General features: G+C 39.9%; 13 protein-coding genes. 8 read left to right on the top strand and 5 right to left on the bottom strand.

Annotated features, from left to right (window positions below):
• Positions 1–41 precede the first annotated feature (41 nt).
• Positions 42–869 (bottom strand): hypothetical protein, encoded by an 828-nt coding sequence (locus tag TI10_RS01830; RefSeq protein ID WP_049581458.1) that lies wholly within the window; start codon positions 867–869, stop codon positions 42–44.
• Positions 870–1121: 252 nt separating this feature from the next.
• Between TI10_RS01830 and acnA the strand changes: the two genes are divergently transcribed.
• Entirely contained in the window at positions 1122–3797 is a 2676-nt protein-coding gene (acnA, locus tag TI10_RS01835; RefSeq protein WP_049581459.1) for an aconitate hydratase AcnA, read from the top strand.
• A gap of 70 nt (positions 3798–3867) precedes the next feature.
• Here the strand turns inward: acnA and ribA are convergent, their stop codons facing one another.
• Complete coding sequence (gene ribA, locus TI10_RS01840) at positions 3868–4464, bottom strand: GTP cyclohydrolase II (protein WP_049582133.1); 597 nt, start codon at positions 4462–4464, stop codon at positions 3868–3870.
• A gap of 250 nt (positions 4465–4714) precedes the next feature.
• Between ribA and pgpB the strand changes: the two genes are divergently transcribed.
• The 7 genes from pgpB to TI10_RS01875 all read left to right on the top strand — a co-directional run bounded on the left by pgpB (position 4715) and on the right by TI10_RS01875 (position 9703).
• Complete coding sequence (gene pgpB / locus TI10_RS01845; RefSeq protein WP_049581460.1) at positions 4715–5446, top strand: phosphatidylglycerophosphatase B; 732 nt, start codon at positions 4715–4717, stop codon at positions 5444–5446.
• A 160-nt stretch (positions 5447–5606) separates the two neighbouring features.
• Positions 5607–5918 (top strand): LapA family protein, encoded by a 312-nt coding sequence (locus TI10_RS01850; RefSeq protein ID WP_036805770.1) that lies wholly within the window; start codon positions 5607–5609, stop codon positions 5916–5918.
• A 6-nt stretch (positions 5919–5924) separates the two neighbouring features.
• A complete protein-coding gene (gene lapB / locus TI10_RS01855; protein WP_049581461.1) occupies positions 5925–7094 on the top strand; it encodes a lipopolysaccharide assembly protein LapB in 1170 nt (389 codons plus the stop codon).
• A 44-nt stretch (positions 7095–7138) separates the two neighbouring features.
• Positions 7139–7885: an orotidine-5'-phosphate decarboxylase gene (gene pyrF / locus TI10_RS01860; RefSeq protein ID WP_049581462.1), complete on the top strand. Its 747-nt coding sequence runs from the start codon at positions 7139–7141 to the stop codon at positions 7883–7885.
• Positions 7875–8201 carry a stress response translation initiation inhibitor YciH gene (gene yciH / locus TI10_RS01865; protein WP_049581463.1) on the top strand — a complete coding sequence of 109 codons (327 nt, stop codon included), beginning with the start codon at positions 7875–7877 and terminating at the stop codon, positions 8199–8201. The genes pyrF and yciH overlap by 11 nt, the downstream gene beginning before the upstream one ends.
• A gap of 384 nt (positions 8202–8585) precedes the next feature.
• Positions 8586–9191: a TetR/AcrR family transcriptional regulator gene (locus TI10_RS01870; protein WP_049581464.1), complete on the top strand. Its 606-nt coding sequence runs from the start codon at positions 8586–8588 to the stop codon at positions 9189–9191.
• Between the two features lie 32 nt (positions 9192–9223).
• On the top strand, positions 9224–9703 hold the full coding sequence (locus tag TI10_RS01875) for a nuclear transport factor 2 family protein (protein ID WP_049581465.1): 480 nt from the start codon (positions 9224–9226) through the stop codon (positions 9701–9703).
• 135 nt (positions 9704–9838) lie between these two features.
• Here the strand turns inward: TI10_RS01875 and TI10_RS01880 are convergent, their stop codons facing one another.
• The 3 genes from TI10_RS01880 to TI10_RS01890 all read right to left on the bottom strand — a co-directional run bounded on the left by TI10_RS01880 (position 9839) and on the right by TI10_RS01890 (position 16903).
• Positions 9839–11119 (bottom strand): type II toxin-antitoxin system HipA family toxin, encoded by a 1281-nt coding sequence (locus TI10_RS01880; RefSeq protein ID WP_049581466.1) that lies wholly within the window; start codon positions 11117–11119, stop codon positions 9839–9841.
• A complete protein-coding gene (locus TI10_RS01885; RefSeq protein ID WP_074524816.1) occupies positions 11116–11469 on the bottom strand; it encodes a helix-turn-helix domain-containing protein in 354 nt (117 codons plus the stop codon). Before TI10_RS01885 ends, TI10_RS01880 begins: the two co-directional genes overlap by 4 nt.
• A 532-nt stretch (positions 11470–12001) precedes the next feature.
• On the bottom strand, positions 12002–16903 hold the full coding sequence (locus TI10_RS01890) for a putative adhesin (protein ID WP_049581468.1): 4902 nt from the start codon (positions 16901–16903) through the stop codon (positions 12002–12004).
• Positions 16904–17525 lie beyond the last annotated feature (622 nt).

Genomic DNA, 17525 nt, shown 5'->3' on the forward strand with positions numbered 1-17525 from the left:
TTAGGGAGCTAATATTGCTATTAGCTTCCTAATTTTACCTATCAGATGGGTTCAAACTCACCACTGAAGAAATCATCAGAATCTTCTATTGATGTTTTTCTTTGTTTGTTAATGAAACTATCAAAACTGGCTTTAATCTCAGGATTGTCGAGCGCTTCATAGTCTAAGACCGATATTAAGGATGAATACTCAAAATCAATGTTGACATTTTCATTAGAAGCACAACTTGATAAAAAGTTTGAATTAGTGCTATCAAAATTAACTCGATAGAGTTTTAGTTTCGGAATATATAGTGTCTTATCTCCTACAATCAAGGTATCAATAGCAATCGTCAGTGTCACAGTAGAATAGAAGCCTTTATTTTTCCGTATACCTAAGCGGATCGTTTCCCCTTGCTTGGTAAGAAACTTAGCGAAATCTGGCAACATATCTGTATTTTCGAATACAACCACATTCATAATGAAATGAAGGAAGCTTTTTGAGATGCTTAAACCATTTAATGAATCAGTGTAATTTTTAGATTCAACTTTGCTGGTGCCCATTAGCGGTAATTTGTTAACGACTTTAGTCCAAAAGTCCATGTCTGTTTTATATTGCTCGCCATACTTTTCCGCGTATTTATTGACATAATTGGTTGCGATGGAGGAAAGTGCAATTAATGTTTGACTTAATCTATTAGTTTTCTCTATAACTTCTGGTTTATCAGATAATTGTTTGGCTATAATGAACTGAACTAAACCATCTTTTTCGTTATATTTATTGGTATTTTCTATACTAAAATGAGCGTCGTCGATATGAAAGAACGTATTAGCTTCATTGATTTTTGCGATATGTTCCTGGTTATTCGTAATTGCGTTTTTTATATCCATTATTTTTTCCTTATTTTTTTATTGATAATTTAAATCCAATTGAATTGTTAGCAAGTTAATTCTAACTGATTATCATTCAATTGTTTACCCGACTAAATTATCAAAATTTATTACTGAAATTCTGATGGATACACTGAATTGACCCATTGTGCGGTAATAAAAAACAAATATTTACTTATATGTTATGTTTAATTTGTGCCATTATCATTAAGGTAGTTTTGAGTTATGCCAATATAAGAATAAGGAGGAGTTATGTCGTTTGATTTGAAAAAGGTTTGTGTTTCAACACTTTCCGCTGCAAGTAAACAATATGATTATTACAGCTTACCACTGGTTGCTAAACATTTGGGGGATATTTCCCGTTTACCCAAATCCATGAAAGTTCTTCTGGAAAATCTTCTTCGCAATATTGATGGCAATTCTGTTGTGGATGATGATTTGAAAGCAATTGTTGATTGGCAAAATACCGGCCATGCGGACAGAGAAATTGCTTACCGGCCAGCACGTGTATTGATGCAGGATTTCACCGGTGTTCCTGCCGTTGTTGATTTAGCGGCTATGAGAGAAGCGGTTCGGCGTCTTGGTGGTGATGTTGAACAAGTTAATCCACTATCACCCGTTGATTTGGTTATTGACCATTCAGTCATGGTGGATAAATTCGGCACGGAAAAAGCCTTTGAACAAAATGTTCAATTAGAAATGGAACGCAACTATGAACGTTATCTCTTTCTGCGTTGGGGACAAAAAGCCTTTAACCGTTTTCGTGTTGTCCCGCCAGGAACGGGAATTTGCCATCAGGTAAATCTGGAATATTTGGGGAAAACGGTTTGGCATGAAATGTATAACGGACGGGAGCTGGCTTATCCTGATACCTTGGTTGGTACCGATTCCCATACCACCATGATCAATGGCCTCGGTGTCTTAGGGTGGGGTGTAGGTGGGATTGAAGCGGAAGCGGCTATGTTAGGGCAACCTATTTCCATGCTTATTCCTGATGTGGTGGGTTTTAAACTTACCGGCAAGTTATGCGAAGGGATTACTGCAACAGATCTTGTATTGACTGTCACTCAAATGCTGCGTAAACATGGGGTGGTCGGAAAATTTGTAGAATTTTATGGTGATGGGTTAGCTGACTTGCCGCTGGCGGATAGAGCAACCATTGCCAATATGTCGCCGGAATATGGTGCAACTTGCGGTTTCTTCCCGGTAGATGATATTACCCTGAGCTATATGCGGTTGACAGGGCGTACAGAACAGCAGATTGCGCTGGTGGAAACCTATTGTAAGATTCAAGGATTATGGCGAAATCCCGGTGATGAGCCGGTATTTACCAGCGGTCTTGAACTGGACATGGCGACGGTGGAAGCGAGTCTTGCCGGTCCGAAACGTCCACAAGACAGAGTAGCTTTAGCGCGAGTGCCTCAAGTATTTCAATCAGCCGTTGATCTGGAAATGAATAAACCCCAGGGGAAAACCGTCTCAGCGCCAGTTAATCTGAATAATCAGCAGCACGAGTTAGAAGAGGGGGCTGTCGTCATTGCTGCGATTACTTCCTGTACCAACACATCTAATCCCAGTGTATTAATGGCTGCGGGGTTGTTGGCGAAGAAAGCGGTTGAAAAGGGGCTTAAGCGCCAACCGTGGGTGAAAACCTCACTGGCGCCCGGCTCGAAAGTGGTGACGGATTACCTTGAACTGGCAGGCTTGATGCCGTATTTGGAGCAACTGGGCTTCAATCTGGTTGGTTACGGTTGCACAACTTGCATAGGTAACTCTGGGCCGCTGCCGGAGTCTATTGAAACGGCGATTAAACAAGCTGATCTTACCGTCGGCGCAGTCCTTTCTGGCAATCGAAACTTTGAAGGTCGTATCCATCCTCAGATAAAAACTAACTGGCTAGCGTCGCCGCCGTTAGTTGTAGCGTATGCTTTATCTGGCAGCATGAAAAAGGATTTAACTAAAGATCCTCTTGGTCAAGATCAGCAAGGCAATGATATCTATTTGAAGGATATATGGCCTGATAGCAAAGAAATTGCTGAGGCTGTTGATCAAATTAAGGCTGATATGTTTCATAAAGAGTATGCGGAAGTCTTTGATGGTGATGAAACATGGCAATCGCTGGACGTTGCGAGTTCGGCAACTTATCACTTCCAGCCTGATTCTACTTATATTCGCCACCCGCCATTCTTTAGTGAGATGACAGCGGAGCCAGAAGCGATAACGGATATTCACGGTGCGAATATATTGGCTATTCTTGGGGATTCTGTAACCACAGACCATATTTCTCCGGCGGGGAATATTAAGGCTGATAGTCCGGCAGGGCGTTATCTTCAGGAACATGGCGTTGAACCTAAAGATTTTAATTCCTACGGTTCAAGGCGCGGTAATCATGAGGTTATGATGCGTGGAACATTTGCCAATATCCGTATCCGTAATGAGATGATTTCTGGTGTAGAGGGAGGATATACCCGCCATATTCCGTCACAAACACAATTGGCGATTTATGATGCGGCTATGTGTTATCAGGAAGAAAAAACACCATTAGCTATTATTGCGGGTAAAGAATATGGTTCCGGTTCGAGCCGCGACTGGGCAGCGAAAGGGACTCGGTTATTGGGCGTTAGAGTGGTGATTGCGGAATCATTTGAGCGTATTCATCGTTCGAACCTGATTGGTATGGGTGTATTGCCATTGGAATTTCCTCAGGGCATAAATCGTAAAACGCTAAATCTGCAAGGTGATGAAACAATTGATATTGAGGGGATGAATAACCTCAAGCCGGGGCAGATTGTACCGGTGAAAGTGACTTATGTGGATGGGCGTAAGGAAATCATTAATGCTCAGTGCCGTATTGATACCAGAACTGAATTAGATTATTTCCGCCACGGTGGCATTTTGCATTATGTTATTCGCCACATGTTGAAATAGTCTTTACAGTATATACTAAAGACGGCACTGATTATTTAAGCGCCGTCTTTTCCGCTAGCTTACTGGAAAACTAATTTTTCTCAGGTAACAAATGACCCATTTTTCTGGCTTTGGTATCCAGATAATAAGCATTTTTAGGATTACGGCCAGTAATTAATGGAACACGTTCTACAATGTTAATCCCTGCTTCGGTCATAGTTTCCACTTTTTGGGGATTATTTGTCAGCAGACGAATAGCTTGAACGCCGAGTAATTTATACATATCTGCACATAAGGTAAAATCACGTTCATCAGCGGCAAAACCTAACTGATGGTTAGCTTCTACGGTATCGATACCGTTATCCTGTAATGCGTAAGCTCGAATTTTATTGATTAAGCCAATATTACGACCTTCTTGCCGATGGTAAAGTAATACGCCTCGTCCTTCTTTAGCAATCTGAGCAAGGGCGGCTTCAAGTTGAAAACCGCAATCACAACGTAGACTAAACAGGGCGTCACCGGTCAGACATTCTGAATGGATTCTGGAAAGAACAGGCTCATTGCCAGAAATAGTACCGTATATTAGTGCGACATGATCTTGACCTGTGGCGACTTCTTCAAAGCCGACCATTAAAAAATCGCCCCAGGGAGTGGGTAACTTGGCTTCAGCGACTCGTTTTAATTGCATTTTATTGTTCATATGTTGACTCAGACTCGTTACAAGACATAGATGCGAAAAACAATACCGGTCTGGGAAATTCAGCGGACACTGCGTAAAAGATTTTCTCTGATTATAATGTGGCGATATTTTGCCATATTTACCGCAAATTATCTGTCAAAAAATTTCAAATAATCATATATAAATGGCAGCTATGGCACTAACATGTTAACGCTGAACAGGTTTTTAAAATGTGTATAAAAATAGTCTGGTGTTAGATATGAGTCAATTTATCAAACCTATTGTTATCGCAACATTGATTTTATTGCTACCGCCTGTAGCAGTATTGATGTCAGGTTGGCAATGGCAGCCTATGGGAGAATATTTATGGCTTGAAATACTGTATTGGATTACTAATACTTCTGGTAAGCCGTGGTGTTATCTGGTTTTTCTGTTTTTTATTTTAGGGCTGCTGCTGTTCGCTACTTCGGCCAGACAGGGGGGAATATTGGTTGCTATTGTTATAGCGCTCCTTTTAACAGGGCAAGGCATAAAGGTTTTGGTAAAAAATACCACTAAAGAGCCTCGCCCATATGTTGTTTGGTTAGAAAAAAACTATCGGGTGCCGACAGATGAGTTTTATCAGCATCAGCGAAAACAGCGGGCCGAGTTGTTGCAACGCTATTTAAAAGCTGATGACCGTATTCCACAATGGCAACTCACGCATTGGAAAAGAGAGACCGGATATGCTTTTCCTTCTGGGCATACCTTGTTTGCTGCCAGTTTGTCACTACTTTTAGTAGGTTTTTTATGGCCGCGTCGTCGCTATATTTTATCTATAATTGTGACGATATGGGCAATGTGTGTTTTGATTAGCAGGATGGCATTAGGTATGCACTGGCCGCAGGATATTATCACATCAACGTTAATTAGTGCGGTATTAGTGATGGCTATTTGTTATCTCACAGAAAAACGGCGGTTGATTAACGACAAAAAGGATTTTGTGGTGTAATTGCTTCTTATTTACACTTAATCGATGGGAAGATATCGTAAAAAAGCTGAAAGACGCATTTATCATGATAAATTGCTTCCTATATCCAGACTGGAAATGCTAATTTAATGAGCCGTTATCCAGCATAATGTCCAAGCAACAATAGATAACAGGAAGAAATGTGAAATATTTTCTGATTTTATTACTGGTGTTGGTGATCTTTGTCATTTCGGTGACTCTTGGATCAAATAACGATCAGGTTGTTACATTTAACTATCTGATTGCTAAAGGGAATTACTCTGTATCTACACTTTTGGCTGTATTGTTTGCTAGCGGTTTCGTGTTAGGTTGGGTTATTTGTGGATTATTTTATCTTCGTGCTCGTTTGTCATTAGGAAGAGCGGAACGAAAGATTAAGCGACTTGAAGCGCAACTGGAGCAACCTGCTGAGCCTTCGGTTACTCATTCATCGCTTGCACTTAGCAAGGAATAAACTCCTATGTTAGAGCTGCTGTTTCTGTTGCTTCCTGTGGCCGCTGCTTATGGCTGGTATATGGGGCGCAGAAGTGCTCAACAAGATAAGCAACAAAATGCTGATCGCTTATCACGGGAATATGTTGCCGGAGTTAACTTTCTCCTTTCAAACCAGCAAGATAAAGCCGTAGATCTGTTTCTTGAAATGCTTAAAGAGGACAGCTCCGCTTTTGAAGCGCATTTGACCTTGGGGAATTTATTCCGTTCCAGAGGGGAAGTAGAGCGGGCTATCCGTATTCATCAATCTCTCATGGAAAGCGCTTCTCTGACATTTGATCAGCGTCTGCTTGCGACGCAACAATTGGGCCGCGATTATATGTCTGCGGGTTTGTATGATCGCGCTGAAAATATGTTCGCTCAGTTGGTGAATGAAAAAGATTTTCGGGAAAATGCGCTTCAATCGTTGCTGGCTATTTATCAATTAACCAGTGATTGGAAAAAAGCCATTGATATCGCTGAAAAATTAGTTAAATCCGGCAAACATGATTTACGGGAAAAAATTGCCCATTTTTATTGTGAACTCGCTTTGCAGGAGATGAGCGGCGATGATCTTGATGAGGCTATCAGTTATCTCAATAAAGCGGTTCAGGCAGATAAAAACTGCGCCAGAGTTTCTATCATGTTGGGGCGCCTGTTTATGGCCCGACAAGAATACATCAAAGCGGCGGATGCTTTAAAATCTGTTCTTGAGCAAGATAAAAAGTTGGTTAGTGAGGTGTTGCCTATTCTCCAGGAGTGTTACCAGCATCTGAATCAGATTGATGAATGGGAAGATTTCCTGAGACGTTGTGTAGAGGAAGATTGTGGGGCCACGGCCGAGCTTTTGCTGGCGGATATTATTGAGCAACAAAAAGGACATGAAGTCGCGCAAATTTATATCAACCATCGATTAGAGCGCCATCCGACCATGCGCCTGTTTTATCGCCTGATGGATTACCATTTAGCTGAGGCAGAAGAGGGGCGGGCGAAAGAAAGTATTATCTTGTTGCGGGACATGGTTGGTGAGCAAATTCGAACCAAACCTAATTATCGCTGCCACAAATGCGGCTTTACTTCCCATTCACTTTATTGGCACTGTCCATCATGTCGTTCGTGGGATTCAATTAAACCAATCCGTGGATTAGATGGTCAGTGACAGTGTCACTATAATGTTGCTTTGTTAGTCAAAAAGGTTAAAAAATGACATCTCATACCTTAACATCGTTCGGTAGACAGATTAGCTCGCCTGTCATTGTTGCTTTAGATTACGACAATCAGGATGCGGCGCTGGCTTTTGCCGACAAAATTGATCCACAGGATTGCCGTCTGAAAGTAGGTAAAGAGATGTTTACCCTTCATGGTCCGCAGTTTGTTAAGTTGCTGCGCCAACGTGGTTTTGAAGTATTTTTGGACTTGAAATTCCATGATATTCCTAATACCACCGCCAGAGCGGTAGCTGCTGCTGCTGAGATGGGGGTTTGGATGGTAAACGTACATGCTAGTGGCGGCGCCAGAATGATGACAGCGGCGAAAGAAGCTCTGCGACCTTATGGTCATGAGGCGCCGTTGTTAATTGCTGTCACGGTATTAACCAGCATGGAACAATCGGATCTACAAGGTATTGGTATTGATATGACACCAGCGCAACAAGCTGAAAGGTTGGCAAAACTGACTCAGGCATGTGGGCTGGATGGTGTGGTTTGCTCTGCGCATGAAGCTCAGCAACTGAAAAAGGTTTGTGGTCAGAATTTTCAATTAATTACTCCCGGAATTCGCCCGACGGGCAGTGATGCAGGCGATCAGCGGCGTATCATGACCCCAGAGCAGGCGATATTGGCTGGCGTTGATTATATGGTTATTGGGCGCCCGATTACCCGTGCCGCTGATCCTGCGGCAGCATTGCGTCAGATTAATCAATCTATTGCAGGAGTTATTAATGCAAGATAGTAATTCACGGTTAGTCTATTCCACAGACAGAGGGCGCATTCAGGAAGAAACAGTTAAACCTCAGCGTCCAAAAGGGGATGGCATTGTTCGTATTCAACGTCAAACCAGTGGCCGTAAAGGAAAAGGGGTTTGTGTAATTACCGGGATTGATACTGATGATGAAACGCTAGCTAAGCTGGCGGCTGAGTTGAAGAAAAAATGCGGCTGTGGTGGTTCAGTGAAAGAGGGTGAGATCGAAATTCAGGGCGATAAAAGAGATTTATTGAAACAGTTACTTGAAGCCAAAGGCATGACAGTTAAATTAGCTGGCGGCTGATAGAAGGGCGAATATTCGCCCTTTATTTATATTCCTGATTTTAATTATTGGTAGTATTTTAAGATATTTAATAATAATATTCCTGACTATTTAAATTAAAATTTATTAACGATAAAGAATCAAGTTTTATTATATGGAAATAATTTTATGATATTATTTTTTTTGCGCTTAAAAATAAATTTCAATTTTTAATTGAAATAATAAGTAAAAAACAGCAGTAGGAAATTTAATATTATTTTCTCATTTCTCTGATAAGATCATTATTTAAAGCTATTCTCATGTATAAATGAGCAGTTTTGATGATAAAGGCAGAGAGTATTATAATTACTTTTTAAATCATAGAGATAACAATTTAAATCCATTTTTTTAGTAAAGAGGTTGACTATGGAGAATGATCGTTCTACCATGAAAAACATGGAAGGTGAGCAAGTGCCTAACATCAGGGAAAACATGTTGGATGCTGTAGAGGAATTAATTTACACAAGGGGGATTGCGGCTACAGGTATCGATCTGATAACGCGCACAACAGGTTCTTCACGTAAGACGATTTATCGTTACTTCGGTACGAAAGAGGGGTTGATTGAAGAAGTTCTGCGTCGGCGAGATGAACGATGGATGCGGTGGTTTACTTCATCACTAGCTGAATATAAAACGCCTAAAGAGAAATTGCTGAATATTTTTCTGATATTACAAAGATGGTTCGCAAGTGATGATTTTCGAGGATGCGCATTTATCAATACATCCGGTGAGCGCCCTAATCCTGATGATCCGGTAAGAATAATTGCTAAGGAACATAAAGAGAAAGTTTTTACTTACGTACTTTCTATTTGTGAAGAAATATCGCCAGATTCATCGGTGGATTTAGCGAGGAAATTCCTACTTTTAATGGAAGGCGCAATTACAACTGCGCATGTAATGAATGATACACATTTTGCTTTAGAGGCAATGAATATTGCCAGGGCATTGCTGAATAAATGCGATGTGAGTTAATGAAATTAAATTGTAATTAATCAGGAGACAATATGTCTGATACAAAAGAAATTCGCCAGCCGGTACCGCCATTTACCCGGGAAACTGCTATTCAAAAAGTCCGTTTAGCGGAAGATGGATGGAATAGCCGTGATCCTGAAAAGGTTGCATTGGCTTATTCATTGGATACCCATTGGCGTAATCGTGCTGAATTTGTGCGTAGCCGTAAAGAGGCTCAGGATTTATTAACCAGAAAATGGGCGAAAGAGCATGAATATCGCTTAATTAAAGAACTTTGGGCATTTACTGATAATAGAATAGCGGTTCGTTATGCTTATGAATGGCATGATGATTCTGGTAATTGGTTTCGTTCGTATGGTAATGAAAACTGGGAATTTAACGAAGATGGCTTGATGTATAACCGCTATGCTTGCATTAATGACCTTCCGATAAAAGAGTCTGAACGTAAATTTCATTGGCCTTTAGGTCGCCGTCCTGATGATCATCCTGGATTATCTGAATTGGGATTGTAATTTAATCGCAGATATAAAGCCGTAGATTTGGTTGCCACCCTTTTCAGGAGACGGCCGGGACGCTGCCGATATGCGGTACTCCCTGCCGTTGGTCTTCTGATTAACAGAAGAATCCAGAAGGCCTGTACCTTGAATTTATCGTTTTAAACAGGACAGATTTCGGTTAATGCAGTCCGTGACCTGATGAAGTTCATCAGTGGGAATATCATCAGTTACATTCTGTGCAATATGAGCGAAGTTGGCGACGATATCCGCTACTTCATCAATGATGTTGTTCATTCTGGCCGACGTGATGCTCGCATCTTTGGCAACCTTCAACAACATGGTGCGGGTGATATCTGTTCCGTGGCCAGTCACTGAGGTTTGATGCTGTCCGCCGGGGCCGTCCGCAAAGGTCAGGTCATAGGCGGGGGAAACTATCCACTCATTGTTTTCATTCAAAATGAAGGAGAAATTCTTCACATGATCATCACGATTATGCATTAACACATTGAACACCATACGCCGGGCCTGGATTTCTCGCTCAATAACAGAGCGCGTTATGGAGCCAGTCGCCCGTAAGATATCTATGTAATCCATACAGGGTAATCGGAAGTCGGCATGTAGGGCGCCGGCCATACTCAGTACTGGCACTCGCATGCCATTCTCACGATCAAACCGCCGGACACCGAATGCAGCAAGTTCCCCTTCAAGGCGGAAATAGCGACTTGTGGGGAAATCAATGCCCGCCATTCTGGCGGTACAGGCATATGCTTCTTCAAGGGCGCAGACCCAAGGATTTTCCTCTGCTGCGGGGAATTTGACCAACCAAGGCTCACTTCCTGGGAACGCAGTCGTTTTCATCTGGCTGGTGGATGGATTATATTCTACCTGTGCTTTTGGTCTGGCCCCGTGAGGCGAACCGCCAAGCAGGAAAAGTTCACGCAGCGCCTCCGAGTCCTGACTAGTTACTTCCTGACGGATTTGTTGGGCCAGCCCGGTCAAGTTCAGAATACTATATTTGTCTTCTTGATCGTCTGGTAAAGGCAGAGTAGGTTGATAGGTTAGAGCCCCCATCGTGTTGTCGCCTAGCAATGCCAGGCGTTCCAGGACGGAAATCCGACCAGGATCGATGTGATTACGGCGAAGGAACCGGTCCATAAGCAGCCGTCCCCACCCATCTGGCAGGGAATCTGCGATGAAGCCGGGGAGCCAGTCTTGAAAGTATTCAAAATTCGCGTAAGTATCAGTGGAAAGCGGTAGTTGTAGAGGCGAGAATTCGATGCCGTTATCAAGAGCTTTGTGGGTGTACTCAAATAAATAGCGGCCACGCCCGGTACTTTCGGCCAGATGACCCAATACCCACTGTTCTCCATGACCGTGGTAGATCACCTGTAGTTGGCCCAGTGACCGGTACTGAAAGTTTCGCGTCGTCATTTTTTTGCGTCTCCTGATTGATGAGCGGGGCCATTGCCGGAGGGTTTCCGCGATGAACGTTGGATTCGCCGAGCGCGCTGGCGAACCGGCGCTTTCATGGCTTCGAGCTGCGCAATGCTGGCCGGTTGTAGCATAAACAGGGACTTAATTTCGTTCTCCAGCCGCAGAGCAAAGACGACCTTCATAAAATTCTCAAGCGTGCCTCGCCCGTTGGCTTCAAGTTTTTTGAGCGCAGAGACAGAAATACCGCTCCTGCGAGCCAGTTCTGTCTGGAGCATGTTACGTCGTAGCCGATGTTCCCGGAGACGGCGCCCAAGTTCTGCCAGCAACTCTGATTCGGTATAAAGCATTAGAGCCACGAATACATCTCCTAATGTTCAATTTTATGGTTAAGAGATTCTATTATACCTCTTATTTTGCCAAAATTTGATATTAAAAGATAATATCATAAGAGTGTTATTTGAAGCTTATAAATGTATTTTTTGTATTTTAAAGCTTTGTATGAGTCTTTTATAAAATAAATGTCAGCGATATATTAGCCTACTGGTAGGCAAAACCGGTAATGTTTACTCGCACGTGAGCTGACTAAGCATAAATCTATCGCGGGTAGTTCACGATGTTAAGGAAAAACAGAAACTGAGGGACGAGGATGATGTGGTTTTATCGGGATAGGCCATGTCGATTATCCTAATGAATGGGCAGCTTGCAGTTATCTACAGCCAGTCGACCAAGAACGACTACCGGAGTAGAAATCACAGGATGATTTTTGGATGGTTAAACCCCTAAAATAAGCAAATCAAAATATAGTTTAAAATAAATAAGGCGAGAAAACATTCCTCGCCTCCATTTAGTTTAGTATTTCAAGTAATACCAAAAGACCTTTTAATTATCTATAAATAGGAAAGGGGCTATACCGACGATTTTTTCCGTTATGAGATTATGATGCAGATTTACTGCAATAACAGAATAAATTATTGCTCCGTCGGGCGTGAGGGTTGCCGATCGTTTTGAACGTGAAAGAATTACCGTTGGTTGTAGTTTGGGTTCATAACCACCGCCAAGGCCAGTATCATGTACTGATTTCATGTTTATTCTATTCAATTCTTCACGACAGGCGACAAAGGTTATTTCATCATATTTTGCCATCCTTTCGTCGGTTCTCAGCAGCGTAAAAATATCGGATAATTTTTTACGATTTCCAGCTTCCGGGCTGACCAATAGCGCGTCATATTTATTGATATTCGTACTGTCTGCTCTGTTTTTCCATATTGCCGCCTTCACTTCCTCATCCGGCATTTTCTCATAATATTTGATGCCGTAATTTCTTACCTTACCATGATTGGTTGTATTGGCTTCTACTCCAGTGGCTAGCAGATAATTTTCAATATCATTGGCAGCCATATTCTGAATATCGTTCACGGTAAATGTTTTATCACCTATTTTTACACTGGCTGAACCTGCTTTATTGCCTGATTCTATCGTTGCATAAGGTTGTATCGTAAAGCCACTATTACCTAATGTGACATCAAAAGGGGAGTTTAATGGATTTTCCGGTGCTTCTAATAATGTCTGACCGTGGGGACCAAAAAATTGAATCGTTTTTCCCGCAGGAACTTGCGTCGCGGCACTATCAGAGAAAAAATAGCCATGTGAACTCAACATCAATTTATTCGCAGATTCATTAGGTACTGTCCATAATTCGAATGCGCCACCAAGTTCAATTTTTTGCGGTTCAAATTGAGGGTATTCTTTTTGTAAAAGCCCAATTCTGAATTGTGCTTTTGTTTTTCTAATATCACTTGATCCAATATCTATATCCAGCTCTGGCTTTTTATTGGTTTTTCGCCATTCTCTCACTCTATTACGGTAATCAGTAGCTGATTCACCGGGCATTTTTTCAGGTTTTCCACTACCGACACCCATGACATTGCGGTGTGATTCATTGGTACTTATTTTGATGCTTGTCAATGGTATCTGACTATCGCCTTTACCATAATAAGGTTGAATAACATACTCATTTTCACCTTTGAACAAGGAATATTCAGCTCTGAATCTATTTTCTGTCAACAAGGCTGAATTATTTTCCAATAAATAGTCAGAATTACTGAAATCAAATAACGTATTTTTATCGTTGGCGTAATATTTTGTTCCCACAATCCGTGATTCTTCCAGCAAAGAAGAACCGCCACTAACTTTTTGATCAATTATTTTATTATCGATAGAAGTAAACCATGTTGGGTAACGATTATAATAGATATGTAGCATCTCATGATATAAAGCGATAGCCGGTTCACGGGAACGCCAAGGCTCCTCGGCAAGTTTCTCTTCTGTGCCAATCAGGTGATTCTCTGGATCAAAAGCAATACTGCTACCGGCACTATTACGGGCATAAAATTGACCATCCTTTTCACGCACAATGGCATCCATTGTCGGCGGTTTGATATTTAAACCCTGTTTTTCAAGTTCTTGAATAACGATATTTCCGGAAGGAATTTCACTTATTTCATCTAATACGTGAGTGACTTTATTAATAAATAGATCATTGCCTGTTATTGTGATCCCGACAGGGGGAATGTCTACACGGTTACCCCCTATGGATGTATATTGTATCGTTTTTTGGATATTACCCGAAGAATACTTTGGCATCGGTGTGCTAGATATTTCTTCAATGGCAAGGGCGATTTTATTGATTGCTGATGCATTAGGTAATTGATTTTCAATCGGATAGATTTCCTTCAATAAATAAGGCAGTTCGGTTTTGATGGCATTAATTTTTTCAGCCGAAATACTGAGATTATTCTGTAATGGCAAGGTGACTTCACGTATCCAAGCTTGTTGGATATTCGCTACTTTTATGTTTAGTAGGGCTTCTTTATTGCCAAGTTTTAGCGATTTTTCCAAAAAATGGGTTAATGTATCAGTAATATCCGATAATTTATCGATATCATACTTTTCATAATTTCTGAATGCGGTATTGATATGAATAAATGCATCCACTGTTTTATCGTTATTCATATTACTGCGTGCTGCTTCAAGTTCCTGATCTATTTTTTTACTTTGTTCCAGAATAAGAAGTTTATTAGATACATCGGTATGAGTAACCCAATGTCCATTTTTATCTAATTTCACCGCAGGCCAATAACTAAATTGTTGCGGATAAGCTGGGTTGGCTACGCGCCAGGTGTGGTTTGCTTCATCCCACTTGACTTGATAATTCGCGCCAGATTCCTTTATATAGTAGTTCTGCTTAACTGCTGTTTCTATATTAGCAGGGCGGATTGAATAAATTCCTTTATATATTCTTTCATTTGTATGAGGTGCCATTCCATTGAGTGATATATTGCTGACTTGCCATTCATTTTTAAGTTTGCCAAGCCCTCTGGTACTTTTGCTAAAAATATCAGCGAAACTTTTCTCAAGTTTAATGCTATTTTTTATCGCACCTACTGCGCTGACGACTCCTCGGTAAGTTAAGGTCAGCGTTGATCTAATGGGTAAAGGTTCGATTAAATCGATTAATCCGCCGAGCAGAATGCTAGAAGATTGGCGTAAAGTGATTATGCCATGTTCTGGTAATGTTCTGATAACTGCTGTAATTAATGCTCTTCCGGTCAGACCGGCTTGTCTGAGGCTCAATGTGGTTTGTGCGACTTTTGCAGTCATTGATTCAGTCAATGACATACCCAAGGTAGCAACAACTAACAGCACATTTGCTGTATCAAAGACAATTGAGCCAATATCTTCCCCAGTTAATTTATATTCACTATCGGTTGTTGCTTTATAGATAACATTATAGAAAGGAATAAGAATAGTTGCTGCTATATGCCAGCCAGAGGTAATATCCAGCGCTTGTTTGCTTTTTATTGCAATATCATTTAAACCTTGTTGAATTATCGTTGTGGCAACAGAAAGTAAGTTCTCTTCTTTATAAAAATTAAATTTAGGTGAACCAGTGAAGCTAATTCCTACATTCATTCCTGAAGTTATACCGTAATAATCATTCCAAAATGCGTCGTAGGAATATTTATATCTGCTTGTTTCTGCGAAACCACTTAGCGTTTTAGCTCGTTCATAGCCAATCGGAAACAGTCTTTTTCCGGTATTGACCATCATATTTGGCATTAACATGCCAATGCCTATCTCCATTTTTCGCTCAATTAAAAATAGTGTATTGGGTTTGGACATAGCACGTAAAGTGGGTTGGCTATCAACTTGCTGTTGCGAATACTTTCTTGCTTTCACTCCTCCTTGTATCGTTGAGACCACCAACCAATTACCTTGATACATTTTTATCATGGCGACATTTCCCATACCCTGTTCGACTGAATAGAGAAAAGCCTCTTCTGGGGGATTAACAATCTCTTCGGCCGTTAATTGCGCAGCCGGAGATGAAAGTATTAATCTACTGAGTGAAATGGATTCATAATGACTGTATTTGTTTTTATAGACATTGAATTGCTCATTAAAATTATATTGTGAATCAAATTTATCTCTTTTTTTGAAATCGATAAAAGAAAAGTATCCTGCGGGTTTTACATTATTTTTATTGAAAGGATTAAGTTTTTGCTTGTCATTTTCAAATAATTTTATTGTTTCTAATGTAGAATACTTAAATGCTTGCTCTACATTAGCATTCTCTTTTCTCATTCGATAAATGATTGCTGCGGTTAAAATAATGCAGCCTTCCATTTCAATATGTTTTGATTCTTGGGTAAGAATATGATCAGTATCATAATGAATATTATGTTTTTTAAATAATAACTCAGCCTGATCTTGAGCAAAAATAATATCGCGATAATCACCATGACCTTGAGTCATTTCTCCGACTTTAGGGGCAATCTGATATAATATGGCGCCTAATGAGGATAAGACTAATAAATGATACTTAGCAGCTTGTAGAGTTTGCAGTTCAAAAATATCTTTCTGGCTATATTCGGTACGATATTGTTTTTTTAATGTTATCTCCTCTTTGGCTAGTAGAGCTAATAATATGTCATCTCCAATGCTGATACTTTGGTTGGTTTCTGGGTGAATAATCGGAATGCCTGGATGAATATTATTAACGGCAATTAAACTATTTACCTTTTCAATGCCTTCTTTATAGGATTTGAAAAGATCTTCTTTATCTTTGATTCTTTGGTTATAATCTGATTTTTCTTTATCACTTAACGCTACATTGCCATCTGATATAAAAGTTAGCAATGTATCTGAATAGACCTCATCATCGATCTCTCCGGTAGAGAATGCCTGACGATATATTTTCAGTAAAGGTTCTTCGGCATTGATACCCAATTCATGCCATATGTCGACTTTATTTTGAACGGAATCAGATTTATCCTGATTTATTCTTGCTATTTTTTCATGAATTTCTATTTTTGATATTAAGATATTGATTGCTGTATCGATATCAGGGCTATTATAATTTTTTATAAAAAAAAGATTGAATATATTGTTAATGTTATGCAATAACTCAGAATATTTTATTTCTGAATATTCATTGAAAACAGCGTCCACAGCTTGTTTTAATGTTTGTTGTAATTTAGTTGAGTATTCATTATAAGAAAATAAATTTTCTATAATATATAGACTTACTTCTTTAATATCAGAGGTTATCCAAGTTGGATAGTCTTGATTGCCTTTTAGCAATGAAACAAATGGTTTATCATCATTTTTGTTATCATCTTGCTTATATTCCCAGTATTTCCCATTAACTACGGTATATTCCGTTTTTGTTGACTGATTGGCATCGTTTTTATCTGCGATATCATATTCAGAATGTGACATATAATCCTCCTGGTTGATTAAATTTATTATTTATTTAGCTATATATAGCTACCGCATCCATCTGATTTATAGAAATGATTGTTTATATAAAAATATTATTTTTTAATTTTAAAGTCACAATCGTAAGGCAGGGTGATTATAGTTGATCTTGGTTAATATCAAATATCAATTAATAACATTATAAAATTATTAATTAGTATAACTATATATAAATATTTATTCATAGTTTTTTATAAAGTGGCTAAATATAATTCAGTATCTCCGTTACCAGTTGATAACTGGACTGAAAGGCTTCTGTGGCTAATACGGGATGTTTATTAAAGTTACTCTATGGTGAGTAGTAAACAGTAGAAATAGTAAATGTTTGTAAAGAGGTGGAGGGGGAAATGTTATCGCTATGAGGGGATAATGCTAATTAAGTGTTTTGATTGGAATACAGCCGTATATTTGGGAAATAATTTAATTAAATTACGGCTGCAAAATTTAAAATAAACTTTTATATTAATTTTATCCGTTATTATTTTTATCGATATTAATTGCTGTGGACGCTTTTTCTGATGGCTCGCAAATGATCTCTTTTTCAATACAGACTTCGCTGTCACAGCAATAGTCCTGTTTCATA

It is taken from the genome of Photorhabdus luminescens subsp. luminescens, from assembly GCF_001083805.1.
Classification (GTDB): domain Bacteria; phylum Pseudomonadota; class Gammaproteobacteria; order Enterobacterales; family Enterobacteriaceae; genus Photorhabdus; species Photorhabdus luminescens.

Coding starts and splice junctions, on each gene's coding strand:
- TI10_RS01830 (WP_049581458.1), bottom strand. CDS start 869: ATGGATATAAAAAACGCAATTACGAATAACCAGGAACATATCGCAAAA.
- pgpB (WP_049581460.1), top strand. CDS start 4,715: ATGAGTCAATTTATCAAACCTATTGTTATCGCAACATTGATTTTATTG.
- acnA (WP_049581459.1), top strand. CDS start 1,122: ATGTCGTTTGATTTGAAAAAGGTTTGTGTTTCAACACTTTCCGCTGCA.
- yciH (WP_049581463.1), top strand. CDS start 7,875: ATGCAAGATAGTAATTCACGGTTAGTCTATTCCACAGACAGAGGGCGC.
- TI10_RS01890 (WP_049581468.1), bottom strand. CDS start 16,903: ATGTCACATTCTGAATATGATATCGCAGATAAAAACGATGCCAATCAG.
- TI10_RS01885 (WP_074524816.1), bottom strand. CDS start 11,469: ATGCTTTATACCGAATCAGAGTTGCTGGCAGAACTTGGGCGCCGTCTC.
- lapB (WP_049581461.1), top strand. CDS start 5,925: ATGTTAGAGCTGCTGTTTCTGTTGCTTCCTGTGGCCGCTGCTTATGGC.
- ribA (WP_049582133.1), bottom strand. CDS start 4,464: ATGCAATTAAAACGAGTCGCTGAAGCCAAGTTACCCACTCCCTGGGGC.
- TI10_RS01870 (WP_049581464.1), top strand. CDS start 8,586: ATGGAGAATGATCGTTCTACCATGAAAAACATGGAAGGTGAGCAAGTG.
- TI10_RS01880 (WP_049581466.1), bottom strand. CDS start 11,119: ATGACGACGCGAAACTTTCAGTACCGGTCACTGGGCCAACTACAGGTG.
- pyrF (WP_049581462.1), top strand. CDS start 7,139: ATGACATCTCATACCTTAACATCGTTCGGTAGACAGATTAGCTCGCCT.
- TI10_RS01875 (WP_049581465.1), top strand. CDS start 9,224: ATGTCTGATACAAAAGAAATTCGCCAGCCGGTACCGCCATTTACCCGG.